The 25897-nt window shown below is 73.7% G+C and carries 23 protein-coding genes and 3 tRNA genes; 14 read left to right on the forward strand and 12 right to left on the reverse strand.

The genetic code is table 11. The features are described 5' to 3' along the window. Positions 1-14: 14 nt before the first annotated feature. The 4 genes from CYJ76_RS05255 to CYJ76_RS05270 form a co-directional block, all read right to left on the reverse strand. Positions 15-1295: a histidine phosphatase family protein gene (locus CYJ76_RS05255; RefSeq protein ID WP_101849453.1), complete on the reverse strand. Its 1281-nt coding sequence runs from the start codon at positions 1293-1295 to the stop codon at positions 15-17. A gap of 2 nt (positions 1296-1297) precedes the next feature. Further along, positions 1298-2161: a Nif3-like dinuclear metal center hexameric protein gene (locus CYJ76_RS05260; RefSeq protein ID WP_070703338.1), complete on the reverse strand. Its 864-nt coding sequence runs from the start codon at positions 2159-2161 to the stop codon at positions 1298-1300. 1 nt (position 2162) lies between these two features. Then, positions 2163-2235, reverse strand: a tRNA-Val gene (locus tag CYJ76_RS05265). Between the two features lie 57 nt (positions 2236-2292). Continuing rightward, the gene (locus CYJ76_RS05270) at positions 2293-2718 is read right to left on the reverse strand and encodes a DUF3052 domain-containing protein (protein WP_070703341.1); all 426 of its coding nucleotides are present in this window, start codon (positions 2716-2718) and stop codon (positions 2293-2295) included. Between the two features lie 258 nt (positions 2719-2976). Here CYJ76_RS05270 and aceE point away from each other — a divergent pair, with 258 nt between their 5' ends. After that, a complete protein-coding gene (gene aceE / locus CYJ76_RS05275) occupies positions 2977-5724 on the forward strand; it encodes a pyruvate dehydrogenase (acetyl-transferring), homodimeric type (RefSeq protein ID WP_070703337.1) in 2748 nt (915 codons plus the stop codon). Between the two features lie 78 nt (positions 5725-5802). Here the strand turns inward: aceE and CYJ76_RS05280 are convergent, their stop codons facing one another. After that, positions 5803-7068: a glycerophosphodiester phosphodiesterase gene (locus CYJ76_RS05280; protein WP_101849454.1), complete on the reverse strand. Its 1266-nt coding sequence runs from the start codon at positions 7066-7068 to the stop codon at positions 5803-5805. Positions 7069-7216: 148 nt separating this feature from the next. Between CYJ76_RS05280 and CYJ76_RS05285 the strand changes: the two genes are divergently transcribed. The 6 genes from CYJ76_RS05285 (at position 7217) to CYJ76_RS05310 (ending at position 13830) form a co-directional block, all read left to right on the forward strand. Then, on the forward strand, positions 7217-8410 hold the full coding sequence (locus CYJ76_RS05285; protein ID WP_070703335.1) for a PucR family transcriptional regulator: 1194 nt from the start codon (positions 7217-7219) through the stop codon (positions 8408-8410). Between the two features lie 116 nt (positions 8411-8526). After that, entirely contained in the window at positions 8527-9717 is a 1191-nt protein-coding gene (locus CYJ76_RS05290) for an acyltransferase domain-containing protein (protein WP_101849484.1), read from the forward strand. Continuing rightward, on the forward strand, positions 9717-10679 hold the full coding sequence (locus CYJ76_RS05295) for a beta-ketoacyl-ACP synthase III (protein ID WP_070703334.1): 963 nt from the start codon (positions 9717-9719) through the stop codon (positions 10677-10679). Before CYJ76_RS05290 ends, CYJ76_RS05295 begins: the two co-directional genes overlap by 1 nt. A gap of 96 nt (positions 10680-10775) precedes the next feature. Next, positions 10776-11024 (forward strand): acyl carrier protein, encoded by a 249-nt coding sequence (locus tag CYJ76_RS05300; protein WP_070703333.1) that lies wholly within the window; start codon positions 10776-10778, stop codon positions 11022-11024. 83 nt (positions 11025-11107) lie between these two features. Continuing rightward, positions 11108-12346: a beta-ketoacyl-[acyl-carrier-protein] synthase family protein gene (locus tag CYJ76_RS05305; protein WP_070703332.1), complete on the forward strand. Its 1239-nt coding sequence runs from the start codon at positions 11108-11110 to the stop codon at positions 12344-12346. Next, positions 12343-13830 carry an acyl-CoA carboxylase subunit beta gene (locus CYJ76_RS05310; protein ID WP_083323368.1) on the forward strand — a complete coding sequence of 496 codons (1488 nt, stop codon included), beginning with the start codon at positions 12343-12345 and terminating at the stop codon, positions 13828-13830. The genes CYJ76_RS05305 and CYJ76_RS05310 overlap by 4 nt, the downstream gene beginning before the upstream one ends. A 129-nt stretch (positions 13831-13959) precedes the next feature. On the opposite strand, the gene CYJ76_RS05315 is transcribed toward CYJ76_RS05310, so the two are convergent. Further along, on the reverse strand, positions 13960-14490 hold the full coding sequence (locus CYJ76_RS05315) for a DUF3145 family protein (RefSeq protein ID WP_070705904.1): 531 nt from the start codon (positions 14488-14490) through the stop codon (positions 13960-13962). Positions 14491-14711: 221 nt separating this feature from the next. Between CYJ76_RS05315 and CYJ76_RS12420 the strand changes: the two genes are divergently transcribed. Further along, on the forward strand, positions 14712-14888 hold the full coding sequence (locus CYJ76_RS12420) for a hypothetical protein (RefSeq protein ID WP_180802221.1): 177 nt from the start codon (positions 14712-14714) through the stop codon (positions 14886-14888). A gap of 111 nt (positions 14889-14999) precedes the next feature. Here the strand turns inward: CYJ76_RS12420 and CYJ76_RS05320 are convergent. Beyond that, positions 15000-15073: transfer RNA gene (locus CYJ76_RS05320), tRNA-Ile, on the reverse strand. Positions 15074-15140: 67 nt separating this feature from the next. On the opposite strand from CYJ76_RS05320, the gene CYJ76_RS05325 reads away from it, so the two are divergent. After that, a complete protein-coding gene (locus CYJ76_RS05325) occupies positions 15141-16244 on the forward strand; it encodes a glycosyltransferase (RefSeq protein ID WP_070705902.1) in 1104 nt (367 codons plus the stop codon). 103 nt (positions 16245-16347) lie between these two features. On the opposite strand, the gene CYJ76_RS05330 is transcribed toward CYJ76_RS05325, so the two are convergent. The 3 genes from CYJ76_RS05330 to CYJ76_RS05340 form a co-directional block, all read right to left on the reverse strand. Continuing rightward, positions 16348-16420, reverse strand: a tRNA-Asn gene (locus CYJ76_RS05330). A gap of 58 nt (positions 16421-16478) precedes the next feature. Further along, on the reverse strand, positions 16479-18407 hold the full coding sequence (gene dnaG, locus CYJ76_RS05335) for a DNA primase (RefSeq protein ID WP_070705198.1): 1929 nt from the start codon (positions 18405-18407) through the stop codon (positions 16479-16481). Positions 18408-18417: 10 nt separating this feature from the next. Beyond that, positions 18418-19740 (reverse strand): deoxyguanosinetriphosphate triphosphohydrolase, encoded by a 1323-nt coding sequence (locus CYJ76_RS05340; protein ID WP_083323555.1) that lies wholly within the window; start codon positions 19738-19740, stop codon positions 18418-18420. Positions 19741-19887: 147 nt separating this feature from the next. On the opposite strand from CYJ76_RS05340, the gene CYJ76_RS05345 reads away from it, so the two are divergent. From CYJ76_RS05345 to CYJ76_RS05355, 3 genes are read left to right on the forward strand one after another with little or no spacing between them, the layout of a single operon-like run. Continuing rightward, positions 19888-20304 carry a DUF4282 domain-containing protein gene (locus CYJ76_RS05345; protein WP_101849455.1) on the forward strand — a complete coding sequence of 139 codons (417 nt, stop codon included), beginning with the start codon at positions 19888-19890 and terminating at the stop codon, positions 20302-20304. A 57-nt stretch (positions 20305-20361) separates the two neighbouring features. Beyond that, a complete protein-coding gene (locus tag CYJ76_RS05350) occupies positions 20362-21393 on the forward strand; it encodes an aldo/keto reductase family protein (RefSeq protein ID WP_101849456.1) in 1032 nt (343 codons plus the stop codon). Next, positions 21393-22322: a sulfurtransferase gene (locus tag CYJ76_RS05355; RefSeq protein ID WP_101849457.1), complete on the forward strand. Its 930-nt coding sequence runs from the start codon at positions 21393-21395 to the stop codon at positions 22320-22322. The genes CYJ76_RS05350 and CYJ76_RS05355 overlap by 1 nt, the downstream gene beginning before the upstream one ends. Positions 22323-22331: 9 nt before the next feature. On the opposite strand, the gene dusB is transcribed toward CYJ76_RS05355, so the two are convergent. Both dusB and CYJ76_RS05365 read right to left on the reverse strand, forming a co-directional pair. Then, positions 22332-23588 carry a tRNA dihydrouridine synthase DusB gene (gene dusB / locus CYJ76_RS05360; RefSeq protein ID WP_070705353.1) on the reverse strand — a complete coding sequence of 419 codons (1257 nt, stop codon included), beginning with the start codon at positions 23586-23588 and terminating at the stop codon, positions 22332-22334. After that, positions 23585-24526: an ArgP/LysG family DNA-binding transcriptional regulator gene (locus CYJ76_RS05365; protein WP_070705352.1), complete on the reverse strand. Its 942-nt coding sequence runs from the start codon at positions 24524-24526 to the stop codon at positions 23585-23587. Before CYJ76_RS05365 ends, dusB begins: the two co-directional genes overlap by 4 nt. A gap of 79 nt (positions 24527-24605) precedes the next feature. Between CYJ76_RS05365 and CYJ76_RS05370 the strand changes: the two genes are divergently transcribed. Continuing rightward, positions 24606-25211, forward strand: a complete 606-nt coding sequence (locus CYJ76_RS05370) for a LysE/ArgO family amino acid transporter (protein ID WP_180802222.1) — start codon at positions 24606-24608, stop codon at positions 25209-25211. Further along, positions 25208-25813: a LysE/ArgO family amino acid transporter gene (locus CYJ76_RS05375; RefSeq protein WP_070705351.1), complete on the forward strand. Its 606-nt coding sequence runs from the start codon at positions 25208-25210 to the stop codon at positions 25811-25813. Before CYJ76_RS05370 ends, CYJ76_RS05375 begins: the two co-directional genes overlap by 4 nt. The last annotated feature ends 84 nt before the right edge of the window (positions 25814-25897 follow it).

Raw genomic sequence — 25897 nt, forward strand, 5'->3', positions numbered from 1 at the left:
ACCCTAGCCACGGGTCAGCGCACCGGCAGGCCCTCGAGGTGGTGCCGCACGTTGAGTCCGCTCAGCTCGGCGAAGCCGGTGGGCACCTCGGCGCCCACGAACTCCAGGGTGTGGAAGGCCGCCGGGTGCTGCCCCAGGGCCCAGGAGCGCGGGTAGGCCACGCCCAGCACCGCCTCCAGCGCGGTCATGACGGCGATGCGGTGGGCGGCCACCACCACCGTGTGCAGCTCGTCGTCCACGGCCTGGCGGGCAATGTCGCGCAGGCCCTCCACGACGCGCTCGGCGACCTCGTGGTGGGTCTCGCCACCGGGCACCGGGCAGGCCGGGTCCTGCGCGAAGGCCCGGGCGGTGCCGGCGCCGTCGCGGTCGACCTCGCTCCAGGTGCGGCCGTCCCAGTCGCCGAAGGCCTGCTCGTCGAAGCGCGCATCGGTGGCGGCCTCGAGCCGCAGCGCGTCGGCCACCGCGCGACCGGTCTGCTGGGCCCGGCGCAGGCTGGAGGTCACCACACGCACGCGCCCCTCGGCGGCGGGGGCGGCGAGCAGCTCGCCGAGCGCGTCACCGGCCCGGGCGGCCTGCTGCTCCCCGAGCGGCGACAGGGGCGGGTTGCTGCCGCCGCGCCCGTCGATGCGGTAGGTCTCGGTGAACTCGGTCACACCGTGACGCAGCAGCACGAGCTGCCACCGGTGCCCACGCCGCGCCCCGGCATCGCGCACGGAGGCCCCGGCGGAGGTGGGGCGGGACTCCTCCACGGCCTCGGGCGGCTCGGGGGCGTGCGTCTCGTCCGGCACCTCGACGTCCTGCCCGGCGTCCCCGGCCGCGTCGACCGCCCGCGGCCCCGGGGCCGCGGCCGCCACGTGGTCGCGCGCCACCGTGCGCCCGTCCATGCCGTCATTGCTCAGGGCGTCGGCGGCCTTGTTCCGGGTCCGCGGGATCCAGCCCCAGTCGAGGTCCACGCCCCGGTCACGGAGCTGCCGGCACAGGCCCTGCGCCTCCTGGGCCAGGCGCTGCATGTCGGGGTGCTTGATCTTCCACCGCCCGGCCATCTGCTCGATGACGAGCTTGGAGTCCATCCGCACGGCCACCGTGTCCCCCGCCGACAGGTCCGCGAGGTCGAGCACGGCCTGCAGACCGGCGAGCAGGCCGGTGTACTCGGCCACGTTGTTGCTCGCCCTGCCCAGCGGCGCGGCGCGCTCGGCCAGCAGGGCCCCCGCAGGGTCGCGCACCAGGGCGCCGTAGCCGGCCACCCCGGGGTTGCCACGCGAACCGCCGTCGGCCTCGATCGTCCAGGTCGCCATGGTCAGCCCTCCTGCGTGCTCACGGTGAAGTCCCAGGGGTCGGTGACCGTGGTGCTCACCAGCACCTCGGGGCGTGCGCCCGTGGTGCGCTCCACCTCGTCGGCGAGCCGCTCCCCCGCGCCGGCCAGCCAGAGCGACTCGGTGGCCCAGTGCCCGGCGTCGATGACGAAGGGACCGTCCACGCCGCCGCTGCGGGCCGCGAGCAGCCCGTGCTCGCGGAACTCGCTCACCGGGTGGTGGCGCAGGTCGGCGGTCACGTAGACGTCGGCACCCGCCTCGCGCACGGCGTCGAACTCCCGGTCGCCGGAACCCCCGAGCACGGCCACGCGCTCCACCCGCCCGTCGCGGGGGCCGGCCACCCGCAGGCCCACCGGGGCGCCGGGCAGCACCGCGGCGAGGTGCTGCGCGAACCCCTCGAGGGTGGTCTCGGTGGGAAGCTGTCCCACGCGCCCGAGCGGCTGTCCCTCGGGCTCGACCAGCGGCTCCACGTCGCGCAGGCCCAGGGCAGCTGCCAGGGCGTCGTTCACGCCGCCGGTCGCCACGTCCGCGTTGGTGTGCGCCGAGTACAGGCCCACCCCGCCCTCGGAGAGCGCGAGCACCGCCGCCCCCTTCGGCTCGCTGGGCACGACGGCGTGCAGGCCCGCCCGCAGCAGGTGGTGGTGGGTGACCAGCAGGTCGAAGCCGCCGGCCACCGCCTCGTCCACCACCGCGAGGGTGGGGTCGACCGCCATGAGCACCCGCCGCACGGAGGCGGAGGGGTCACCGACGGTCAGCCCCACCACGTCGCCGGAGAGCGCCGTGGCCGGCGGGAACATCCCGTCGAGCACCTCGACGACGTCGGACAGGGAACAGGTGGAGTTCTCCATGTGGGCCCGGCCGGGATCGAACCGACGACACCTGCGGTGTAAACACAGTGCTCTGCCAGCTGAGCTACAGGCCCCACGCGCGGCGGGCGCGCCGGGTCATCCTCCCACCCGGCGGCCGTGCGCCGCGTCGTTCAGCCGCGCCGACGCGTCGGGCGGCCGAGCTTGGTGGCCAGCCAGGTCTCGTCGAGCTGCAGCGAGCTCTGGGCCTGGAGGCCGGCGGTCTTGGCCGCCTCGTCGACGTCGGCCTGGTCGACGTGCAGGTCGTGCTTGAGGTTGGGCGTGGCGAGCAGGACGAAGCCGTCGTCCTCGAGCCCGGCGAGCGCGTCGACGCAGTCGTCGGTGAGGTCGCCGTCGCCCTGGCGGAACCACAGCAGGCACACGTCCACCGGGCCGGTGTAGGACTCGTCCTCCAGCGGCGCGCCGGTGACCTCCTCGATGGCCAGGCGCAGGTCCTCCGGGACGTCCTCGTCCCAGCCGACCTCCTGCACGATCTGGTCGTCGGTGAAACCCAGCCGGTCGGCCAGGGCCCGTGCGTCCGCCGTTGCGGTCGCCTCCACGTGGTCCTCCTCGATGTGGTGATCGTCACTGCCCGTCGGGCAGCGTCGTCGCGCCTCCACGGTGCGGTGGCGCGACACCATGATGCCCGACGCCCGTCGCCCCGCGTCGCCGGCACCCGCACGGGCGGCCCACCGGGGGCCCGTCCGCCCTCCGGGTGGAACAATGGCGGGCAGACGTCTGCACACTCCGGTGCAGGCAGCCCGCCGGGCACGCCACGGTCCCCGTGGCGTGCGGCGCGTGTGAGGAGGAGAAGCTTCGTGACGACCAAGGACACCGGACCGATCCTGAACGGCCTGCCCAGTCAGCTCCCGGACATCGACCCCGAGGAGACCGCCGAGTGGCTCGACTCCCTCGACGGACTCGTCGACGCGCGCGGTCGCGCCCGCGCGCGCTACGTGATGCTGGAGCTGCTCAACCGGTCGCGCGAGCAGCAGGTCGGCGTGCCCTCCCTGACCACCACCGACTACATCAACACGATCGGCCCCGAGGACGAGGCGTGGTTCCCCGGTGATGAGGAGGTGGAGCGCCGCTACCGCGCGTGGATCCGCTGGAACGCCGCCATCATGGTGCACCGCGCCCAGCGCCCGGGCGTCTCCGTGGGTGGCCACCTCTCCAGCTACGCCTCGGCGGCCACGCTCTACGAGGTCGGCTTCAACCACTTCTTCCGCGGTCGCCAGCACCCCGGCGGCGGCGACCAGATCTTCTTCCAGGGCCACGCCTCCCCCGGTATCTACGCGCGCGCCTTCATGGAGGGCCGCCTGACCGAGGACCAGCTCAACGGCTTCCGCCAGGAGAAGTCCCACTACGTGGACGGCAAGCTCCTGGCGCTGCCGAGCTACCCGCACCCGCGCTCGATGCCGGACTTCTGGCAGTTCCCCACCGTCTCCATGGGTCTGGGCCCGCTGGGCGCCATCCACCAGGCGCAGTTCAACAAGTACCTGCACAACCGCGGCATCAAGGACACCTCCGAGCAGCACGTGTGGGCCTTCCTCGGCGACGGTGAGATGGACGAGCCGGAGTCGCGCGGCGCCCTGCAGCTGGCCGCCAACGAGGAGCTCGACAACCTCACGTTCGTGGTCAACTGCAACCTGCAGCGCCTGGACGGCCCGGTGCGCGGCAACGGCAAGATCGTGCAGGAGCTCGAGGCCTTCTTCCGCGGCGCCGGCTGGAACGTCATCAAGGTGCTGTGGGGCCGTGGCTGGGACGAGCTGCTGGCCGCCGACCGCGACGGCGCGCTGGTGAACCTCATGAACAAGACGCCCGACGGCGACTTCCAGACCTTCCGCGCCAACGACGGCGCCTTCGTGCGCGAGCACTTCTTCGACCGCGACCCGCGCACCAGCAGGATGGTCAAGGACTGGTCCGACGACGACATCTGGTGGAAGCTCAAGCGCGGTGGCCACGACTACCGCAAGGTGTACGCCGCCTACCAGGCCGCCATGAACCACTCCGGCCAGCCGACCGTGATCCTGGCGCACACCATCAAGGGCTACTCGCTGGGCTCGCACTTCGCGGGCCGCAACGCCACGCACCAGATGAAGAAGCTGACGGTGGAGGACCTCAAGGGCTTCCGCGACAGCCTCAAGATCCCGGTGCCGGACTCCGCCTTCGAGAACGACCAGTTCGCCGCGCCGTACTACCACCCGGGCAAGGACGACGAGACCATCCAGTACATGCTGGAGCGCCGTCGCAAGCTGGGTGGCGACCTGCCGGCCCGCCTCTCGGAGCACGTGCCGCTGAACCTGCCGGCCGAGAAGACCTACGACGTCGGCCGCAAGGGCTCGGGGACCCAGGAGGTCGCCACCACGATGGCCTTCGTGCGCATCCTCAAGGACATGATGCGCGACCCGGAGATCGGCAAGCGGATCGTGCCGATCATCCCCGACGAGGCCCGCACGTTCGGCATGGACGCGTTCTTCCCGACGAACAAGATCTACAACCCCAACGGGCAGAACTACCAGTCGGTGGACGCCAACCTCATGCTGTCCTACAAGGAGAGCGAGCAGGGCCAGCTGCTGCACCTGGGCATCAACGAGGCCGGCTCCGTGGCCGCCTTCACCGCGGTGGGCTCGTCCTACGACACCCACGGCGAGCCGATGATCCCGGTGTACGTCTTCTACTCGATGTTCGGCTTCCAGCGCACCGGTGACGGCATCTGGGCCGCCGCCGACCAGCTCTCGCGCGGTTTCCTCATCGGGGCCACGGCCGGCCGGACGACGCTGGCCGGCGAGGGCCTGCAGCACATGGACGGCCACAGCCCGCTGCTGGCCCACACCAACCCGGCGATCGTGTCCTACGACCCGGCGTTCTCCTACGAGATCGCCGAGATCCTCCAGGACGGCATGCGCCGGATGTACGGCCCGGACGCCGAGGACGTCATCTACTACCTGACGGTCTACAACGAGCCGATGGTGCAGCCGAAGCAGCCCGAGGGTGTGGACACCGAGGGCATCCTCAAGGGCGGCTACCTGCTCGCCGAGGGCGAGGCGGAGGGCCCGAAGGCCCGCCTGCTCGCCTCCGGCGTGGGCGTGCCGTGGGCGCTGGACGCCCAGGAGGAGCTGGCCGAGCACTGGGGCGTCAACGCCTCGGTGTACTCGATCACCTCCTGGGGCGAGCTGGCCCGCGAGGCCACGCAGTGCGACGAGGACGCCTTCCTGCACCCCGAGGACGAGGCCCGCACCCCGTACGTGCAGCAGCTGCTGCCGGCCGGCGAGGGCCCCATCGTGGCCACGAGCGACTACATGCGCGCCGTGCAGGACCTCATCGCCCCGTGGATGCTCGACGACTTCTACAGCCTGGGCGCGGACGGCTTCGGCTTCTCCGACACCCGCCCGGCGGCCCGCCGCTTCCTGCACATCGACTCCGCGTCGATGGTGGTCAAGACGCTGCAGATGCTGGAGAAGCGCGGCGAGGTGGAGAAGGGCACCGCCCTGAAGGCCGCCGAGCACTACCAGCTGCTCGACACCCGCGCCGGCACCTCCGGCAACTCCGGCGGCGAGAGCTGACCGGAGGTCCCGGACCACGACGCAGCCCCACCCCCTCGGCGAGGGGGTGGGGCTGCGTCCTTCCCGGATCCTGCCGGCTCAGGCGCGGCGGGCGGCGCGGTGCACCAGGGCGGCACCCGCCAGCAGGAGCGCAGCTCCCCCGGCCACGAGCGGCAGGCGCGGCGCCGGGGTGGCCTGCACGCCGGTGTCCACGATCGGACCGCCCCGCCAGGCGTCACGGGTCTGCACGGCCAGGCCCGGCTGGTCGGAGAAGACACCGTCGACGCCGGCATCGAGGTGGGCACGGATCAGCGTGTCCATGTCACCGAGCTCGGTGGGGTCCTCGGAGCCGCGCAGCGACTCCGGCAGGTGCTCGTTCTCCGCACGGAAGGTGTACGGGGTCACCTTGAGGCCGGCCGCGTGGGCGTCGGCCACCAGTGAGGTGGGCTCCCCGAGCACGCCACCCTCCTCGGGCACCACCATGGTGCGCTCCGGACCGATGGCGTCGACGTCGCGGGCCAGCTCGCGCAGGCCGGCCGGCTTCATGAGGTCGGCGTAGGTGCGGGAGTCGCCGGCGGCGGTGAAGTCGTAGGGCTGGCCCTCGTACCAGGAGAGGAAGACCAGCGGCACGCGCGCCTGAAGGGTGCGGTTGAGGTCCACGAGGTTCTGCACCTCGAAGCTCTGGATGGCGACCGGCGCGTCGGCGTGGTTGAGCTCGGCTTCCTCGAGGGTGCGCACCACCTGCTCCTCCATGCTCAGGCCGATGCCGTCGAAGTAGGTGGGGTGCTTGATCTCCGGGATGATGCCGATCTCGCGGCCGGTCTCGGCGCTGAGCCGCTCCCGCAGGGCGATGACCTCGTCGAAGGTGGCCACCTCGAACTGGCCGTCGTAGCGGGTGTTGCCCGGGCGGATGTCCGGGATGCGCTCCGTGGCCCGCAGCGTCTTGAGCTCGGCGAGGGTGAAGTCCTCGGTGAACCAGCCGGTGAGCTCCTGGCCGTCGACCGTCTTGGTGGTCCGGCGGTCGGCGAACTCGGGGTGGTCGGCCACGTCCGTGGTGCCGGAGATCTCGTTCTCGTGGCGGGTCACCAGGACACCGTCCTTGGTGCTCACCAGGTCGGGCTCGAAGAAGTCGGCGCCCATGCGGACGGCCAGCTCGTAGGCGGCCAGGGTGTGCTCCGGGCGGTGGCCGGAGGCGCCCCGGTGGCCGATGACCCAGGGCGTCTCGGCGGTGAGCACGGGGTGGTCGGTGGACTCGGGCGTGGTGGGACCGGCGCCGGTGGCGGCCCCGGCGGCCGCGGGGAGGGACCCGGTGAGACCGACGGCGACGGCGAGGGCAGGGGCGAGGGTGCGAGGGGTGATGTGCATGGGGCCCAGCCCACATCGGGCAGGTGCACGGGCGGCACCGGCGGGGTGAGCGTCCGGGGAACGGCACCTGAACGGATGCCGAACCGCGCGGGCCGGGAGCGGGCCCCGGCCCGCTGCCCGATGTTGTGGTGGACCTACAGTTGCGCCCATGACTGCGCCCCAGGTGGCCGAGGGGACCCTCGCCCGACTGCTCGAGCAGGTCTCCCCCCTCACCCACGCCGCCCTGCACGAGATGGAGCGGCACGAGTGGTACCGCGCCCTGCCGGCCCGGCACCGCTCCGGCGTGGGCGTGGTGGCCGAGTCCGGCATCCGGGCCTTCGCCGAGTGGCTCTCCGGGCCGCGCGACCCCGGCCGCGCCACACTGGTGTTCGCCGACGCCCCGCGCGAGCTGAGCACGGCGCTGAGCCTGGAGCAGACCATCGAGCTGGTCCGGGTCACCGTGCGCACCGTCGAGGAGTCCGTGGAGGACCTGGCCCCCACCCGTGCCGAGCGCGACCGGCTGCTCCTGGCCTGCCTGCGCTTCAGCCGGGACGTCGCCTTCGGGGCCGCCTCGGTCTACGCCCGCGCCGCCGAGGCACGCGGCTCGTGGGACGCCCGGCTGGAGTCCCTCGTGGTCGACGCGGTCGTCCGCGGCGAGGCCACCGAGGACGTGCACTCCCGGGCCGCCGCCCTCGGCTGGGGCCAGGCCAGTGGCGTGGCCGTGGCCGTCGGCACCACGAGCGACCTGGGCGACGAGACCGAGGTGCTGCGCCGTGTGCGCACTGCCTGCCGACGGCATCGCAGGGAGGCCCTGGTGGCCCTGAGCTCCGGGCGCGTGGTGGTGGTGCTCAGCGGGTTGGAGGCCCAGGAGGACGCCTTCGCCCCGCTCACCGAGACGTTGGACGCCCCGGTGGTGGTGGGTCCGGTGGTCCCCCACCTCTTCGCCGCGGGGCGCTCGGCACGCGCCGCGCTGGCCGGGTGGGCTGCTGCGCGGGCCTGGCCCGACGCCCCCGCGGCCGTGCGCTCCAGCGAGCTGCTGCCCGAGCGCGTCCTCGCCGGCGACGAGGCCGCCCGGCGGGAGCTCACCAAGCTCGTCGTGCGCCCGCTCCAGGAGGCCGGGCGGGACCTCCTGGCCACTGCCGAGACCCTGCTCGCCCAGGGCGGAGCGCTGGAGGCCTCTGCCCGGGCACTCTTCGTGCACGTCAACACGGTGCGCTACCGGCTCTCGCGGATCGACGAGCTGGTGGGCCTGGACCTCACCGACCCCCGGGACGCCTGGACACTGCGGGTGGCCCTGGCCGTGCACCGCATCGACACCCCGCGGGGACCGGGGTGGCGCCGCTCGGTGCAGACCGACGGCTGACCACCGGCTGCGGCCTCGCCACCCCGACCACTTGGAGGTTTCCTCCAAGAATGCCCCGACGGTTCGGTGACGAAGCACGGCCCCGCCCCTGCTCCCCGCTTGCCAGAGTGGGGCCCGTGCTTGCGATCGTCTGCCCTGGACAGGGCGCCCAGACCCCCGGATTCCTCGCCCCTTGGCTGGAGCTGCCCGGCTTCGCCGACCGCATGGAGTGGCTCTCGGCGTGCGCAGGCCTCGACCTCGTGGCCCACGGCACCACCTCGGACGCCGACACCATCCGCGACACGGCCGTGGCCCAGCCGCTCATCGTCGGCTCCGGCCTGGTGAGCTTCCTGGCGCTCTTCGAGCATCCGGCCGAGGCCTACCGGATGGTGCGCGCCGGCGCCGGCCACAGCGTGGGTGAGATCACCGCCGCCGTGGGTGCGGGCGTGCTCACCGCCGAGCAGGCGATGGTGTTCGTGCGCGAGCGGGGCAAGGGCATGGCCGAGGCCTCGGCCGTCACGCCCACCTCGATGCGCGCCGTGGTCGGCGGTGACGAGGAGGAGGTCGTCGCCGCCGTGGAGGCCGCCGGCCTGACCGCCGCCAACCGCAACGGTGCCCGCCAGGTGGTGGCCGCCGGCACCGTGGAGCAGCTCGAGGCCTTCGCCGCCGCACCGCCCCGGGGCACCCGCGTCATCCCGCTGCAGGTGGCCGGCGCCTTCCACACCGAGCACATGGCCCCGGCCGTGGAGACGCTCGCCGGGTACGCCCGCGCCATGAGCACCCACGACGCCCGTATCGACCTGGTGTCCAACGCCGACGGCAACGTGCTGCGCTCTGGCACCGAGGTGCTCAGCCGCCTCGTCTCGCAGGTCTCCCGCCCCGTGCGCTGGGACCTGTGCATGGACTCCCTGGCCGACATGGGCGTCACCGGCGTCATCGAGATCCCGCCGGCCGGCGTGCTCACCGGCCTGGTGAAGAAGCACCTCAAGGGCGTGGAGGCCCTCGCCCTCAAGAGCCCCGAGGACCTCGACGAGGCGCGCCGCATGCTCCGCGAGCACGGCGAGGCCGCCACCGAGGGCGGCGACGCCCCCACCTGGCGCATGCTCGTCTCCCCCGGCAAGGGCACCGTGGACCTGTCGGGCTGCCAGAAGCCCGAGGGGGCCCGCGTCACCGCCGGCGAGCAGGTGGCCACCGTGCGCACCCTGCGCGAGGAGCTGCCGGTCCGCGCCACCGGCGACGGCCAGGTGGTCGAGTGGCTGGTCACCGACGGCGACCCCGTGCACCCCGGCCAGCCGCTGGTGCGCGTCCACCCCCGCCAGGAGGCGTGATGCAGGCCCTGCGCACCCAGACCACGCTGCGTCCGGCGGCCATCACCGGCGTGGGCGCCTACCGCCCCTCCCGCGTGGTGCCCAACGACGAGCTCGTGGAGGCGATCGACTCCTCCGACGAGTGGATCCAGCAGCGCACCGGCATCGTCGAGCGCCGCTGGGCCACCGAGGAGGACACCACCCTCTCGATGGCGACCGCCGCCGCCCGCGAGGCCCTCGAGGCGGCGGGCATCACCGGTGAGCAGATCGGTGCCGTCGTGGTGGCGACCGTCTCCAACCCGATGCGCACCCCCGGCGTGGCCCCGATGCTGGCCGCCGAGCTCGGCTCGCAGGCTCCGGCCTTCGACCTGTCCGCGGCCTGCGCGGGCTACTGCCACGGCATCGCCCTGGCCAACGACATGGTGGGTGCCGGCACGGCCGACCACGTGCTCGTGGTGGGCGTGGAGTACCTCAGCCAGTTCACCGACCTCAGCGACCGCGGCACGGCCTTCCTGTTCGCCGACGCCGCCGGTGCCGCCGTGGTCAGCCTGGCCGAGGCGTCCGGCATCAGCCCCACCGTGTGGGGATCGGACGGCTCGCAGTGGGAGCTCATCCGCACCCGCGAGGACGGCATGCTCACCATGACCGGCAACTCGGTGTTCCGCTGGGCCGTCTGGGAGATGGCCAAGGTCGCCCGCCGGGCGATGGAGGCCGCCGGGGTGACCGCCGAGGAGCTCGACGTCTTCATCCCCCACCAGGCCAACGCGCGGATCACCGCCGAGATGGTCAAGCAGCTCAAGCTGCCGGAGTCGGTCCGCGTCGCCGACGACATCCGCCACACGGGCAACACCTCGGCCGCGAGCGTGCCGGTGGCCACCGCGCGCATGCTCGCCGAGGGGCAGGCCCGCTCGGGCGACATCGCGCTGCAGTTCGGCTTCGGCGCCGGGCTGGTGTACGCCGCCCAGGTCGTGCGACTGCCCTGACATGCTCCCGCCGGTCCGGCGGGTCAACACCGGACCACGACAGGTCGGCAGCTGCCGACGACACCGGGCCCCCGGGCCCACCACCAGGAGGAATCCATGGCCCAGACCGACGACCAGATCCTGACCGTCCTCGCCGAGGTCGTCAGCGAGGAGACCGGCATCGAGCCGGCCGAGGTGACCCCGGAGAAGTCCTTCGCCGGCGACCTCGACATCGACTCCCTGTCGATGATGACCATCCTCGTGAACGTCGAGGAGAAGACCGGCGTCGCCATCCCCGACGAGGAGATGGGCAACCTGAACACCGTCGCCGACGCCGTGAACTACATCAAGACCCACCAGGCCTGAGGCCACCCCCGAGGGGCCGGGCGGCCTCTGCAGAACGCCCGGCTCCTCATCCCTGACTTCCCCTCACCACCACCGGAGGAACCATGACCGACGTCGTCGTCACCGGCCTGGGTGCCATCACCCCGCTGGGTGGCACCGCCCCCGAGAGCTGGAAGGCCCTGCTCGCCGGCACCTCCGGCGCGCGCGCCCTGCCGAGCGAGTGGAAGGAGCAGTACGGCCTTCCCGTGGAGTTCGCCGCCCAGGTGGTTGCCGACGTCGAGGACGTGCTGCCCCGCGTGCAGGTCAAGCGCCTGGACCGCACGGCCCAGTTCGCCCTGGTGAGCGCCAAGGAGGCGTGGGCCGACGCCGCCACCCCCGAGGTGGACCCGACGCGTCTGGCCGTGGTGATGGGCACCGGCATCGGTGGTGTGGTGACCGTGATGAACCAGTGGGACGTGCTGCGCGAGAAGGGCACCCGCCGCGTCTCGCCGCTCACCGTCCCGATGCTCATGCCGAACGCCGGCGCCGCCGCCGTCTCCCTGGAGCTGGGCGCCCGCGGCGCCTCGCGCACGCCGGTGAGCGCGTGTGCGTCGGGCGCCGAGGCCGTGGCCACCGGACTGGAGATCCTGCGCCGCGGCGAGGCCGACGTCGTCGTGGTGGGCGGCTCCGAGAGTTGCGTCCACCCCATGCCGATGGCGGGCTTTTCCCAGATGCAGGCCCTGTCCACCCGCAACGACTCCCCCACCACCGCCTCGCGCCCCTACGACACCGACCGCGACGGTTTCGTCCTCGGCGAGGGCGGGGGCGCGCTGGTGCTCGAGACCGCCGAGCACGCCGCGGCCCGTGGGGCCCGGGTCTACGCGCGGGTGCTGGGCGCCGGCATGACCTCCGACGCGCACCACATCGCCGCCCCGGAGCCCGAGGGCGTGGGCGCCGGCGACGCGATGACCTTCGCCCTGCGTGACGCCGGCGTGCGGGCCACGGACGTGGTCCACGTCAACGCGCACGCCACGAGCACCCCGGTGGGCGACGTGGCCGAGTCCAAGGCGATCCGCCGCGCGTTCGGCTCCGCGGCCGACGGCGTGGCCGTCTCGGGCACCAAGTCCCTCACCGGCCACCTGCTCGGTGGCGCCGGCGCCGTGGAGTCCGTGCTCACGGTCATGGCCCTGCACGAGCGCACCGCCCCGGCCACGGCCAACATCGACACCTTCGACGAGGCGATCGACCTCGACGTGGTGCGCGGCGAGCACCGCCCCCTGCCCCAGGGCGACCTGGTGGCGCTGAACAACTCGTTCGGCTTCGGCGGCCACAACGTGGCCATCGCCTTCGGGAGCGCGTCGTGACCGCCGCGCCCGGAACCCCGGCCGGGTCGCGCGTGAACGCCGCCGGAAAGCCGCCCCGCGAGGAGGACCCCCGCAACCCGGTGGCCCGCCTCGAGCGCTTCTTCGACGACGGCTCCTGCGAGCTGCTCACACCGTGGGGCGACGAGGGCATGGTGGCCGCCAAGGGCCTCGTCCAGGGCGTCGAGGTGGTGGCCTTCGCCGCCGACCCGACGATCCAGGGCGGCGCCATGGGCGAGGCCGGCTGCAAGGTCGTCCTCGTGGCCTACGAGGCGGCCATGGCCGCTGGCGCCCCCGTGGTGGGCCTGTGGCACTCCGGCGGCGCGCGCCTGGCCGAGGGCGTGGTGTCCCTGCACGCCGTGGGTGAGGTCTTCGCGGCCATGACCCACGCCTCGGGGCGCATCCCGCAGATCTCCCTGGTGCTCGGCCCGGCCGCCGGCGGCGCGGCGTACGGCCCGGCGCTCACCGACCTCGTGGTGCTCGGCCCCGAGGGCCGCGTCTTCGTCACCGGCCCCGACGTGGTGCGCTCGGTGACCGGCGAGCAGGTGGACGCCCTGCGCCTGGGCGGCCCCGAGCCGCACAGCCGCCGCTCCGGCGTGGTCCACGTGGTGACGAGCACCGACGACGAGGCCTTCGAGCGCACCCGCGCCCTGTGCGCCCTGCTGGGCGACCAGCGCAGCTTCGACACCGCCTCGGTGGTGGACCGCGACCTCGCGGCCACCTTCCCCACCTCTCCCAAGCGTGCCTACGACGTGCACCCGCTGGTGGCCGACCTGCTGGACGGCGACGGCGCCGGCGACGACCTCAACCCGATGGCCGTCACCCTGCCCCCGGACGCGGTCGAGCTCCACCCCCGCTGGGCGCCCAACATCGTCACGGTGCTCGGCCGCCTGGGCGGCCGCACGGTGGGCGTGGTGGCCAACAACCCGATGCGCCTGGGCGGCTGCCTGGACTCGTCCTCGGCGGAGAAGGCCGCGCGCTTCGTGCGCCTGTGCGACTCCCTCGGGGTGCCGCTCGTGGTGCTCGTGGACGTGCCGGGCTACCTGCCGGGCGTGGGTCAGGAGTGGGACGGCGTGGTGCGCCGCGGCGCCAAGCTGCTGCACGCCTTCGCCGAGGCCGTGGTGCCCCGCGTGACGCTGGTGACTCGCAAGACCTACGGCGGCGCCTACATCGCCATGAACAGCCGCTCGCTGGGTGCCACCAGGGTGTTCGCCTGGCCGCAGGCGGAGATGGCCGTGATGGGCCACGTGGCGGCCGTGCGCATCCTGCACCGCCGCAAGCTGGCCGAGGTGGAGGGCGAGGAGCGCGCCCGCCTGGAGCAGGAGCTGGCCGACGAGCACGCAGTGCTCTCCGGTGGACTGGCCCGCGGCATGGAGATCGGCGTCATCGACGACGTCATCGAGCCGGCCGTGACGCGCTCGCGCATCGTGGAGGCCCTGGCCGAGGCCCCGCAGCGCCGCGGTGAGCACAACAACATCCCGCTCTGAGGCCGGTCCCCGCTCCGCACGGGGCGGGGACCGCCCGCACGACGAGACGCCGGTGGGCACCCCACGGGGGCCCACCGGCGTCTCGTCGTCGCGCGGGCAGCGCGTCAGGAGGTCACGCGCCGGAGGCGGTCAGCCGGTAGCGTGCAGGTGGCGCACCGGCACGGCTTCTCCAGCGTGGCGGTAGACCTCCAGCTCGGCGTCCCATGCGGTGCCCAGCAGGCGGTCGATGCCGTCGGCCAGCGCCCGGGCGTCCCCATGGGTGGCGTCCAGGACGGCGCGCAGGCGGTTCTCGTGCACGACGGCGTCGCCGACGGCGTTCGTGGAGGCGTGGTGGATGCCGAGGCTCGGCGTGTGCGACCAGCGGGAACCGTCGGAGCCGACGGTGGGGTCCTCGGTGACCTCGTAGTGCACGCCGTCGAAGGGGCGCAGAGCGCTGGCCAGGGCGGCGCCGGTGCCGGGGCGGCCGTGCCAGGTGAACTCGCCACGCACCGCCCCGGGCTGGGCCGGCTGGTCGATCCAGTCGATGCGGGGGGCGCCCTGCACGCCGGCACGCATCAGGGCATGCTCGATCGCCCACCCGAGGTGGGGGCACAGCGCGGTGGGCGTGGCGTGGATGAAGACCACACCCGTCGCCCGGGCTCGCTGGTGGGGGCCGGACATCGCAACCTCCTGTGATCGCTCGACGTCTTCCCCAACGCCTCGATCCGTGGCGGTCGCCGCGGCTCCCTCAAGTTGTGCGCACAGTCTGCACCATGCGTCGAGGGCCCGCCAAGCGGCGCGCCCACTCGTCACCGCCGCCAGGCACCGGGGTGTCACGAGTCCGGCCCGGTTGGTGACAGGAGTCATGGGCGCCCGGGGCCACGACTGCGCACGATGGGGCCATGAACCGCAACGCGCTCGCCTTCCTCGCCCTGGCCGTCACCATGATCTACGGCGTCGGCTTCGCCCTCTTCGACACCCCCAGCCGGGCCTACGCCGTGGGCGGCGCCCTGCTGGTGGCCCTGTGCTGGATCGCCGTCGGCGCGCTGGGGCGCCACCACGGCCGGCAGCTCGACTGAGCCCGCGCACCACCGCCGTCGACGCGCATCACGCAGCACCCGTCCACGGCATCGACGCCCGGACCCACGACCTGTGGGCCCGGGCGTCCGCCGTCCGGGGAGGGACCGAAGTGGGCCAGGTGGGGCTTGAACCCACGACCGACGGATTATGAGTCCGCTGCTCTGACCGGCTGAGCTACTGGCCCCGGTGCCCGAGGGGCGTCGCGAGGATAGTCTGTGCGGCGCTGACCCCGACCGGAGGACCTGACCCACGTGCGCATCGTCCGCATCGCCAACTTCGTGGCCCCCAACTCGGGGGGCATCCGCACCGCCCTGCGCCACTGGGGCGAGGAGTACCGCGCGCGCGGCCACGAGGTGCACCTGGTGATCCCCGAGCCCGGTGAGCCCCACGAGCTGCAGAGCCAGGGCCACGTCCACCACCTGCCGGCCACGCCGACCGGCGCCGGCTACTCCCTGATGTGGGCGCGCCGTCCCGTGGCGCGTCTGCTCACCGAGCTGGCCCCCGACCGCCTCGAGGTGCACGACCGCGCCACGCTGCGCTGGCTGGGCCCGTGGGCGCGCCGCCACGGCATCCCCACGATGATGCTGAGCCACGAGAACATGACCGGCATCCTCGTGCGCCGCCTGCACTCCCCGCAGGGTCTGGCCGAGCGGACCGCGGACTTCATCAACCGCAAGTCCGCCAAGGACTACGACCGCATCGTGTGCCCGAGCCACTACGCGGCCGCAGAGTGGCGCCGCTTCGGGGCCGATGCGCGCGTGGTGACCCTGGGCGTGGACCTCGAGTCCTTCCAGCCGCCGGCCGAGCGCTCCCCGCTCACCCCGGACGGGCGCGAGCGGCCCGAGGGACAGGTGCAGATCGTGCACTGCGGGCGCCTCTCCCCGGAGAAGAACCCCGGCCTGACCCTCGGCGCCCTGCGCGAGCTGGTGGACCGCGGCGTGGACGCCCACCTCACGGTGCTGGGGCACGGCCCGATGCGTGAGGAGCTCATGGAGTCCTCCGCCGACCTGCCCGTCACCTTCCACGAGTACATCTCCGGACGGCAGGCCCTGGCCGAGGTGCTGGGCCGCGCGGACCTGGCCATCTCCCCCGGTCCGGTGGAGACCTTCGGCCTGGCGGCCCTCGAGGCCCTGGCGTGCGGGGTGCCCGTGGTGTGCCCCGACGAGGGGGCGCTCTCCGAGGTGGTCGGCCCCGCCGGCGCCGTGGCCCCTTCCCGGCCGGAGGCCTTCGCCGACGCCGCCCTGGACGTCCTGGGCCGCGGTGACCTCACGGACGTGGCGCGCACACAGGCCGAGCGCTTCAACTGGGAGGACTCCACGAGCCAGATGCTGGCCATCCACGCCGAGCTGGGCTGAGGACGGCCGCGTCGCCCGGGCCCGCGGCCCGGGCGACGCGGCCCACTCCCCCGGTACGCCAGAAGGGCCGGTCACCTCGCGGTGACCGGCCCTTCTCCGTGTGCTCCCCCGGTTGGACTCGAACCAACAACCCTCCGGTTAACAGCCGAATGCTCTGCCAATTGAGCTACAGGGGATCGCTTCAACAGCGGCGTGAACCATAACACCACTGCCGCGTTGGGTCCAATCGCGCCCCTACCGGGAGGCCCGCAGGTGCTGCAGCTCCCGCTGCCACCCCTGCAGCCGCAGCCCGATCTCCCGCTGACGCTCCGGCTCGGCGGACCCCAGGCGCTGCAGCTCCCCCATCGCGTCGGCGATGCGACGGTTGAGCTCGATGATGCGCAACCGTGCCACGAGCCCCTCGGCGTACCCCGGGGCCGGCTGCCCGTTGACCATGCGCACCGGCAGCCCGGCCACGGCCAGCTCGCCCACGAGGTCGTGGACGCGCGGGTCGGCGGCATCGCGCACCTGCTGCACCCAGGCGGTGTGCGAGAGGGTCACCGCCCGCTCGATGCCACCGGCCTGCACCACCGCCGCGTGCACGAGCCCCAGGGCGGGCGCCGTGAACGCCGTGGTCGACAGCGCCGAGTGCTCGGTGCCGGTGATGGCCCCGGGGTACTGCAGCACCATCTGCAGCATCTGCCGCTCGGCCACGTGGTCCGGGTTGCGCGGGTCCACCGGGGGCAGCGGCGGCGGCCCGGCCGGGGCGGCCTGTTCCGGGGCGCTCGAGGACTCGGGCCCGGTCTGCACGGGGCGCGTCGCGGCCCGCAGACCGCCGGAGGCGCGCGAGGACCGGGCAGCGGTCACCTCGCGCCCCAGGGAGTCCACGTCCACCCCGATCCACCCCGAGACGGTGCGCGTGTACTCCGGCTGCAGGGAGCGGTCGCGGATGCCGGCGATGATGGGCGCGGCCACCCGCATCGCACCCACGCGCCCCTCGGGCGTGTTCAGGTCGTAACGCGCGATGGAGGTGCGCACGGCGAACTCGAACATCGGCACCGCGTCCTCCACCAGCGCGCGCACCGCCTGCGATCCGCGCTGCTGGCGCAGGTCGTTGGGGTCCAGCCCGTCGGGGGCCACTGCCACGAAGGACTGGCTGGCCCACGCCTGGTCGGCCTCGAAGGCCTTCATGGCGGCCTTCTGCCCGGCGGCGTCGCCGTCGAAGGTGAAGACCACCTTGGCCGGGGCCTGGTTCGCCTCGTCGCGCAGGATGCGGCGCAGCACCTTGATGTGCTCGGCACCGAAGGCCGTGCCGCAGGTGGCCACGGCCACCTCCACGCCCGAGAGGTGCGCGGCCATCACGTCGGTGTACCCCTCCACCACCACGGCGGTGCGCTGCTGGGCCATCGCCTTCTTGGCCAGGTCGAGCCCGTAGAGCACCTGGTTCTTGGTGTAGATCGGCGTCTCGCTGGTGTTGAGGTACTTGGCGGCAATGCGGTCGTCCTCGAAGATGCGGCGCGCCCCGAAGCCCACCGTGTCGCCGGTGATGTCGCGGATGGGCCACATGACGCGGCCGCGGAAGCGGTCGTACATGCCACGGCCACCGCGGCCCACGAGGCCAGCGGTCACGAGCTCGTCGTCGGTGAACCCCCCGGCCCGCAGGTGCTGGTACAGCGCGGTGCCGCCCCGGGGGGCGAAGCCCACCCCGAAGTGCGCCGCCTCGGTGGACCCGAAGCCCTTGCCCCGCAGGAAGTCCCGGCCCGGGCGGGCGTCCTGGGTGGAGAGCAGCTGCTGGTGGTAGAACTCCTCGGCCGCCCGGTGGGCCTCCACGAGCCGGGCCCGTCGCCCCAGTCCGCCCTCGCGGCGGGGCCCCCTGCCCTCCTCGTAGCGCAGCTCCATGCCCAGCCGCCCGGCCAGCCGCTCCACCGCCTCGGCGAAGGAGAGGTGGTCGATCTTCATGACGAACTCGATGACGTCGCCGCCCTCGCCGCAGCCGAAGCAGTGCCAGTGCCCCACCGCCGGGCGCACCTGGAAGGAGGGGGTCTTCTCGTCGTGGAAGGGGCACAGGCCCTTGAGCGAGCCCACCCCGGCCACGCGCAGGGTCACGTGCTCGCGCACCACCTCGTCCAGCGCCGTCCGCTCCTTGACGGCCTGGATGTCCTCCGGCTTGATGAGTCCTGCCACGTCCCTCCCCTCAGTGCCCGTGGTGGGTGCACCAGCGGTGGTGCTCCACCCACGCCCGGCCGTCGGACAGCGAGGCCACCTGGTCCACCACCGCCCGCCGGGCCGCCGCGTCGTCGCCGGCCTCCTCGGCCACGCGGCGGTCCTCCAGGTACTGCGGGTCCATCCGCTCGGGGTGCCGCTCCCACATCGCCACGAGGGCCTGCAGGGCCTCACGCTGCCGCTCCATGAGCTCCAGCCGGTGCTCGGTGTTCATCATGTAGGTGTACGCCACCGCCTTGAGCATGGCGATCTCGGCCACCACCTCGCTGGGGACGACCAGGTCGGCGTCGAAGCGGGTCAGGGTGGCCTGTGGATGACGCTCACGGGTGGCGTCGGTCACGGACTGGGCGAAGTGCCCGATGAGGGTGCTCGTCATGTCCTTGAGCCGCGCCAGCGAGCGCCGGGTGCCGTCGTAGGACTCCGGCACCACGCCCGAGGAGGTGAGCCGCTCCATCGCCCCCACCAACGCCGATGCGGGCAGGTCCCGGGCGTAGGTGCGCGCGGCGTTGGCGGCCACCGCGGCCACCTCGGCGGGGTCGCGCAGGGCCCGCACGTCCAGGTGGCCCGAGGTGATGGCGTCCTCCACGTCGTGCACGGAGTAGGCCACGTCGTCGGCCAGGTCCATCACCTGGGCCTCCACGCACCGGCGCCCCTGCTCGGGCGACCCACGGCGGATCCACGCGAAGACCTCGGCGTCGTCGGCGTAGGCGTTGTACTTGGGGGTGCCCGTCGGCCCCTCGCCCCGCAGCCAGGGGTACTTCACCACCGCGTCCAGGGTGGCGCGCGTGAGGTTGAGGCCCACGCTGCGTCCGTCGGCGCGGAAGCGCTTGGCCTCCAGCCGAGTGAGCAGCCGCAGCGACTGGGCGTTGCCCTCGAAGCCGCCGATGTCGTGCGCCACGTCCGCGAGCGCGTCCTCGCCGTTGTGCCCGAAGGGCGGGTGGCCCAGGTCGTGGGCCAGGCAGGCGGCGTCGACGACGTCCGGGTTGCAGCCGAGCGAGACGGCCATCTCGCGGCCGATCTGCGCCACCTCGAGGCTGTGGGTGAGACGGTTGCGGACCACGTCGTCCATCCCCGACTGCATCACCTGCGTCTTGGCCGAGAGACGTCGCAGGGCCGCCGCGTGGATGATGCGGCCGCGGTCCCGCGCGAAGTCGTCTCGGTCGGCGCGCTTGCGGGCCGGGTCCTCTGACTCCCAGCGCTCCCGGTCGTGGGCCGAGTAGGCCTCCACGGGGGCCACCCCCGCGGGGGCGTCGGTGCGGGGCGGGACCCATCGGGAGGCATCGGGCGTCGGCATCACCCTGCGAACGGTAGCCGGTGGCCCCGACACCACGTGCTGCGGTGCGCCCCCCGCCCCGCAGGTCGTCGGAGCTGGGTGCGCCACTCCGTGGGCACACACCGTCGTGCCGCGCCCGGCAGGGCGCCCGCAGCAGAAAGGGGACCCATGTCCACGCCCTACTCCGACCCGTACCCGCCGAGTCACGGTGGCCCCGCCGGCCAGTCCAGCCCCACCGGCACCGAGCCGGCAGGCGCGCCGAACCCGTTCTCCAAGGAGAGCGGATTCTTCTCCGCCCTGACCGACCTGCGCTTCACGAAATTCGTGACGCCCAAGGTCGTGTCGGTGGTCTACGTCCTCATGGCCGTCGCCATCGCCATCGGCCTGCTCATGTGGACCATCATCGCCTTCGCCACCATGGCCACCGGCGACGGGGAGGCCAGCGCGATCCTGATCGGCCTGGTGATGCTGGTGGCCGGTCCCATCGTGGCCCTGCTCTACCTGGTGCTGGCTCGTGTGTCCCTGGAGGGCATGGTGGCCGTCATCCGCATCGCCGAGGACGTGGCGGCCATCCGCCGCCGCTGAGACAGCCTGCCGCTGCGCCCTCGCCGGACCCCGGCGGGGGCGCAGTACGTTGGGGCCATGGAGCACCCTCGCCTCGGACACAGCGGCCTGCGCGTCTCGCGCCTCATCTACGGCAACTGGCTCACCCACGCCTCCCAGGTGGAGGCCGAGCGGGCCGAGGCCTGCGTGCGAGCCGCGCTGGACGCCGGCATCACGACCTTCGACACCGCCGACACCTACGCCAACACCGAGGCAGAGAAGGTGCTCGGCAAGGCCCTGGCGGGCGAGCGGCGCGAGGGCCTGGTGATCGCCACCAAGGTGTTCTGGCCCACCCGCCCCGACGGTGCCCCGCAGGACCAGGCCGGCCCCAACGACCACGGCCTGTCGCGCAAGCACGTGACGGAGTCCCTCCACGCCTCGCTGCGCCGGCTGGGCACCGACTACGTGGACCTCTACCAGTGCCACCGCTTCGACCACGACACCCCGCTGGAGGAGACGATGGAGGCCCTGGCCGACCTCGTGCACGCCGGCAAGGTGCACTACGTGGGAGCCAGCGAGTGGACCGCAGACCAGCTGCGCCGCGGCCACGCCCTGGCCCGCGAGCTGCGCATCCCGTTCGTCTCCAACCAGCCCCAGTACAACCTCCTGTGGCGCGTCATCGAGCCCGAGGTGGTGCCCACCTGCGCCGCGCTGGGGATCGGACAGGTGGTGTGGTCGCCCTTGGCCCAGGGCGTGCTCACCGGCAAGTACGCACCGGGACAGCCGCTGCCGGAGGGCAGCCGCGCCACGGACGCCGCCGGCGGCGCCGCGATGATGAAGCACCTGCTCAAGGACGAGCTCCTGGCGACGGTGGCCCGCCTCGCGGAGCTGGCGGACCAGGCCGGCGTGCCCCTGCACCACCTCGCCCTGAAGTGGGTGGTGGAGCAGCCCACCATCACCGCGGCGATCATCGGCGCCTCGCGGCCCGAGCAGGTGGCCGACAACGTGCGCGCGCTCGCGGTGGAGCTCGACCCCGCCCTCGTGGCGCAGGTCGACGAGGTGCTCGGCGACTCCGTGAAGCGCGACCCGTCGCTGACCCGCTCGCCCCACCGCATCGCGGAGTTCGGCTGATGCCGGGCGAGCCCACCGCCACCGGCCCGCTCCTGACCGCCGGCGAGCTGGCCACCCGCCTGCAGACCACCGCCCAGCACTCCGGTGCGGTGCCGGTGCTCCTCGACGTGCGCTGGGACCTCGGCGGCGGCGCGGATCCCGACGGCTTCGCAGCTGCCCACGTGCCGGGCGCCTTCTTCTGCGACCTCGAGGCCGTGCTCAGCGGCCCCGGCGCCCCGGACGGCACCGACGGCCGGCACCCGATCCCCCACCCGGGCGACGTGCGCACCTGGTTGCGCGCCCACCGCATCACGCCGGGCGACCCCGTGGTGGTGATGGACGGGGGCCACGGCGCCGGGGCCGCCCGCGGGTGGTGGGTGCTCCGCGATGCGGGGCAGCAGGACGTGCGCGTGCTCGACGGGGGCCTGCGGGCCTGGCGGGCGGCGGGTCTGCCGCTCGAGCAGGGGCCGGCCGCCGCCCCCGTCGCGACCGACGACCTGCCGGCACCCTCCGCGGAGTTCCGGGAGGCCCCCGGTGCCCTGCCCCGCGCCACCGCACCCCAGCTGCGCGGCGGCCTGCCCGCGGGCACGGCCGGTCTGGACGCCCGGCCGGCCGCCCGCTACCGCGGCGAGGAGCTCGGCCCCGACCCAGTGGGCGGCCACCTACCGGGCTTCCGCAGCCTGCCCGTCGCCGACCTCTACTCCGACGGCGTGCTGCGCGACCCCGAGGAGGTCCGCGCCCGGCTGGCCGATGCCGGCGTCGACGCCACGACGCCCGTGGTGGTCTCGTGCGGCTCGGGCATCACCGCCTGCCAGGTGGCGCTGGCCCACCAGCAGGTGTTCCCCGGGGCTCCGGAACCCGTGCTCTACCCGCCGTCGTTCAGCGGCTGGCTCGCTGGCGGGCACCCGCTGGCCACCGGCGCCGAGCCGGGCACGATGCCGCCGGCCTGAGCCGGGGCCTCAGCCGCCGTCGACCGACAGCTCGGCGGCCCGCATCCGGGCGGCCCACTCGTCGCTCAGCTCGCGGCTGGCCAGCCAGTTCTCCGGCAGGGCCACCTGACGCTCCGAGCCCTTGCGCCCGCGCGGCCCATCGGCGGCCTCGGCCGGCCACACCTGGTCGAGGTCGAGGGTGTCGATGAGCGCGTCCAGGTCGGCCAGCGAGTTCACCAGCCCCAGCTGCGAGCGCAGCTGGCCGCCCACCCGGAAGCCCTTGAGGTACCAGGTGATGTGCTTGCGGATGTCCCGGCAGGCGTGGTTCTCGTCCTCGTGGAAGTCCGCGAGGTACTCCGCGTGCCGGCGCAGGGTGGCGGTCACCTCGCGCAGGTCCGGGGTGACGCGGGCGTCGGACCCGGCGAAGGCCGCGGCGAGGTCGGTGAACAGCCACGGCCGCCCCAGACAGCCGCGGCCCACCACCACGCCGTCGCAGCCGGTCTGCTCCACCATCCGCAAAGCGTCCTCGGCCGACCAGATGTCGCCGTTGCCCAGCACCGGGATGGTGGTGACCTCCTGCTTGAGGCGGGCGATCTCCTCCCACCGCGCCTGCCCCGAGTAGGCCTGGCTGGCGGTGCGGGCATGGAGCGCGACGGCGGCGGCGCCCATGTCCTCGGCGATGCGGCCGGCCTCCAGGTGGGTGTGGTGGTCCTCGTCGATGCCGATACGCATCTTCACCGTCACCGGGATGCCGGCCTTCTCGGCCTCCTGGACCGCCGAGCGCACGATGTCGCGGAACAGTGTGCTCTTCCACGGGATGGCCGCGCCGCCGCCCTTGCGGGTCACCTTGGGCACGGGGCACCCGAAGTTCATATCGATGTGGTCGGCCCGGTCGTGCTCCACGATGTCGCGGGCCGCGGCGCGCACCGTGGCCGGGTCCACGCCGTACAGCTGGATGGAGCGGGGGTCCTCCGCGGCGTCGAACTCCACGAGCTTCATGGTCACCGGGGTCCGCTCCACGAGCGCGCGGGTGGTGATCATCTCGGACACGTAGAGGCTCGAGGCACCGCTCGCGCCCCCGGCCGCCAGTCCCTCCGTGCCGTACTCGCGGCACAGGCGCCGGAACGCGCGGTTGGTGATGCCCGCCATCGGGGCCAGGACCACCGGGGAGTCGATGGTGAGCCGCCCGATGCGCAGCGGGGGCAGCACGGGCGTGCCCGGTGAGGCGGCGCCGGAGGGCACGTCGGGCAGAGCGGAGGGCGAGGCGGTGGCGGGGGTGCTGGTCATGACAGCCGATCATTCTCCCAGACCGCCGCCGGGCGGACGACCTCCCGCGCGACGGCCGCCAACCGCTCCCCCAGCAGGTCCAGCACGGCCGACTCGATGCGGGGCCGGTGCCACACCAGGGGCACATCGCGGTAGCCCGGCGCGATGCGCACCAGCTCCCCGGACTCGATCTGGTCGTGCATCCGCCCCTCGGGGACCAGCCCCCAGCCCAGACCCAGCAGCACCGCCTCCTCGAACTCGCGGTTGGCCGGTACGAAGGTGGTGGGCGGCCGCAGGTCGGTCTCCAGCAGGCGTGCCAGGTAGGCGTACTGCAGCAGGTCCTTGCGGTCGAAGGCGATGACGGGCGCCACCGCCATCGCCTCGGCGGTGGGCCCCTCGGGCAGGTGGCGCTCCACGTACCCCGGGGTGGCCAGCGGCAGGTAGCGGATGGTGCCCAGCGGCACCGCGGTGTGGCCCTGCACCGGGGTGGGGTCGGAACTCAGTGCGGCCACGACCCGACCCTGCCGCAGCAGGTCCACCGAGTGGGCGTCGTCCTCGCGGAAGAGCTCGAAGCTCACCGGCACCTCGCGTTCCACCTGGGCCATGGCCGGCAGCAGCACGAGGGCCAGGGCGTCCGCGCCGGTCGCGAGCGGTACCGAGAGCCGGGTGCGCGGGTGGGCCTCGGAGTCCAGGTGGTGCGAGGCCGTGAGCCGGGCCACCGCCTCGTCTCGCAGCAGCGACCACTGCAGCGCCAGGGCGAGCAGCACCTCGCCGTCGGGGGTGGGCCGCACCGGCTTGGTGCGGCTCACGAGCACGGCGCCCACCGCCTTCTCCAGGGCGCGCATCCGCTGGGACACCGCCGAGGGCGTGATGCTCAGCGCCTTGGCGGCCCGCTCGAAGGTCCCCTCGCGCACCGTCGCGCGCAGCGTCGTCAGTCCCACCGGGTCGAGCACGTCCATGAAGCAGATCTTAGGGTCGCTCAGGGATCATCAAGATTCTGATGCCTGCGCCGGGCGCGGTCGTTCCTACCCTGCAGCCATGGAGAACGTGAGCATCGTCGCCTCGGGCCTCGTGACCGGCATCGGCCTCATCGCCGCGGTCGGCGCGCAGGGCGCCTACCTACTGCGCCGCGGCCTGATGCGCGAGCACGTGACCGCACTGGTGGTCTTCTGCGCCCTCTCGGACATCGTCATCATCGGCGCCAGCGTGCTGGGCATCGGCGCCGTCATCGAGCAGTTCCCCGCGGCGCTGGGCGTGGTGCGCTGGGTCGGGGCGGCCTTCCTCGTGGCCTTCGCGCTGGCCTGCTTCCGACGGGCCGCGCGCCCCTCCCCGATGGTGGGATCCGGTGGCAGCTCGGTGGGCCTGCGCCGCGCCCTGGCCACCATGGCCGCGTTCACCTGGCTCAACCCGCACCTGTGGCTGGACACCGTGCTGCTGGGAACGCTGGCCAACGGGTACGGCGCCGACGGGCGGTGGTTCTACTACGCCGGGCTGTGCACCGCCTCGGTCGTGTGGTTCACCGCGGTGGGCTACGGCAGCGCGCGCCTGGCGCCGGTGTTCGCCCGCCCCCGCTCCTGGCAGGTGCTCGACACCGTGGTCGGCACCCTGATGCTCGTGCTGGGGACCGGCCTGGTGCTCCAGTGATCGGCCTGGTCGCCTCCGGGTTCGCCACCGGCATCGGGCTCATCGCGGCGGTGGGCGCGCAGAACGCCTACCTGCTGCGCCGCGGCCTGCGCCGGGAGCACGTGCCGGCGCTCGTGGCCCTGTGCGCCGCCTCCGACATCGTGCTCATCGGCGCCGCCGTGCTGGGCGTCGGCGTGGTGCTCACCTGGTGGCCGCCGCTGCTGGAGCTGGTCCGCTGGGGCGGCGCGGCGTTCCTCGTGATCTACGGCCTGTCCTGCCTGCGGCGCGCGTGGAAGGGCGGCGAGTCCCTCGAGGCCGGGGCATCCGGCCCGTCGGTCAGCGTGCGCCGTGCGATGCTCACCATGGCCGGGTTCACCTGGCTCAACCCGCACCTGTACCTGGACATCACCATCCTGGGCGGCCTGGCCAACGGCCACGGGCAGACCGGCCGGTGGTGGTACTACCTCGGTCTGGTCACGGCCAGCGCCACCTGGTTCAGCCTCCTCGGCTTCGGGTCCGCGCGCCTGGCCCCGGTGTTCTCCCGCCCGCGGTCCTGGCAGGTGCTGGACACCCTCATCGGCGTGACGATGCTGGTCCTGGCCGCCGGCCTGGCGCTCCGCTGAGGCGAGGCCGGGGCACAGGCCGCCCGCCCCACCTCGCCCCCAACGCCCGCGGGCCCGCCCACCCAGTGGTGGACGAGCCCGCGG

This window comes from Kytococcus schroeteri (assembly GCF_002847825.1).
Lineage (GTDB): Bacteria > Actinomycetota > Actinomycetes > Actinomycetales > Dermatophilaceae > Kytococcus > Kytococcus schroeteri.

What these genes read in the sequence shown, in the direction of transcription:
- CYJ76_RS05350 (WP_101849456.1), top strand. Translation starts at nt 20,362, where the DNA reads ATGGAGCACCCTCGCCTCGGACACAGCGGCCTGCGCGTCTCGCGCCTC.
- dusB (WP_070705353.1), bottom strand. Translation starts at nt 23,588, where the DNA reads ATGACCAGCACCCCCGCCACCGCCTCGCCCTCCGCTCTGCCCGACGTG.
- CYJ76_RS12420 (WP_180802221.1), top strand. Translation starts at nt 14,712, where the DNA reads ATGAACCGCAACGCGCTCGCCTTCCTCGCCCTGGCCGTCACCATGATC.
- CYJ76_RS05305 (WP_070703332.1), top strand. Translation starts at nt 11,108, where the DNA reads ATGACCGACGTCGTCGTCACCGGCCTGGGTGCCATCACCCCGCTGGGT.
- CYJ76_RS05260 (WP_070703338.1), bottom strand. Translation starts at nt 2,161, where the DNA reads ATGGAGAACTCCACCTGTTCCCTGTCCGACGTCGTCGAGGTGCTCGAC.
- CYJ76_RS05295 (WP_070703334.1), top strand. Translation starts at nt 9,717, where the DNA reads ATGCAGGCCCTGCGCACCCAGACCACGCTGCGTCCGGCGGCCATCACC.
- CYJ76_RS05370 (WP_180802222.1), top strand. Translation starts at nt 24,606, where the DNA reads ATGGAGAACGTGAGCATCGTCGCCTCGGGCCTCGTGACCGGCATCGGC.
- CYJ76_RS05300 (WP_070703333.1), top strand. Translation starts at nt 10,776, where the DNA reads ATGGCCCAGACCGACGACCAGATCCTGACCGTCCTCGCCGAGGTCGTC.
- CYJ76_RS05340 (WP_083323555.1), bottom strand. Translation starts at nt 19,740, where the DNA reads ATGCCGACGCCCGATGCCTCCCGATGGGTCCCGCCCCGCACCGACGCC.
- CYJ76_RS05285 (WP_070703335.1), top strand. Translation starts at nt 7,217, where the DNA reads ATGACTGCGCCCCAGGTGGCCGAGGGGACCCTCGCCCGACTGCTCGAG.
- CYJ76_RS05365 (WP_070705352.1), bottom strand. Translation starts at nt 24,526, where the DNA reads ATGGACGTGCTCGACCCGGTGGGACTGACGACGCTGCGCGCGACGGTG.
- CYJ76_RS05355 (WP_101849457.1), top strand. Translation starts at nt 21,393, where the DNA reads ATGCCGGGCGAGCCCACCGCCACCGGCCCGCTCCTGACCGCCGGCGAG.
- CYJ76_RS05315 (WP_070705904.1), bottom strand. Translation starts at nt 14,490, where the DNA reads ATGTCCGGCCCCCACCAGCGAGCCCGGGCGACGGGTGTGGTCTTCATC.
- CYJ76_RS05280 (WP_101849454.1), bottom strand. Translation starts at nt 7,068, where the DNA reads ATGCACATCACCCCTCGCACCCTCGCCCCTGCCCTCGCCGTCGCCGTC.
- CYJ76_RS05345 (WP_101849455.1), top strand. Translation starts at nt 19,888, where the DNA reads ATGTCCACGCCCTACTCCGACCCGTACCCGCCGAGTCACGGTGGCCCC.
- CYJ76_RS05255 (WP_101849453.1), bottom strand. Translation starts at nt 1,295, where the DNA reads ATGGCGACCTGGACGATCGAGGCCGACGGCGGTTCGCGTGGCAACCCC.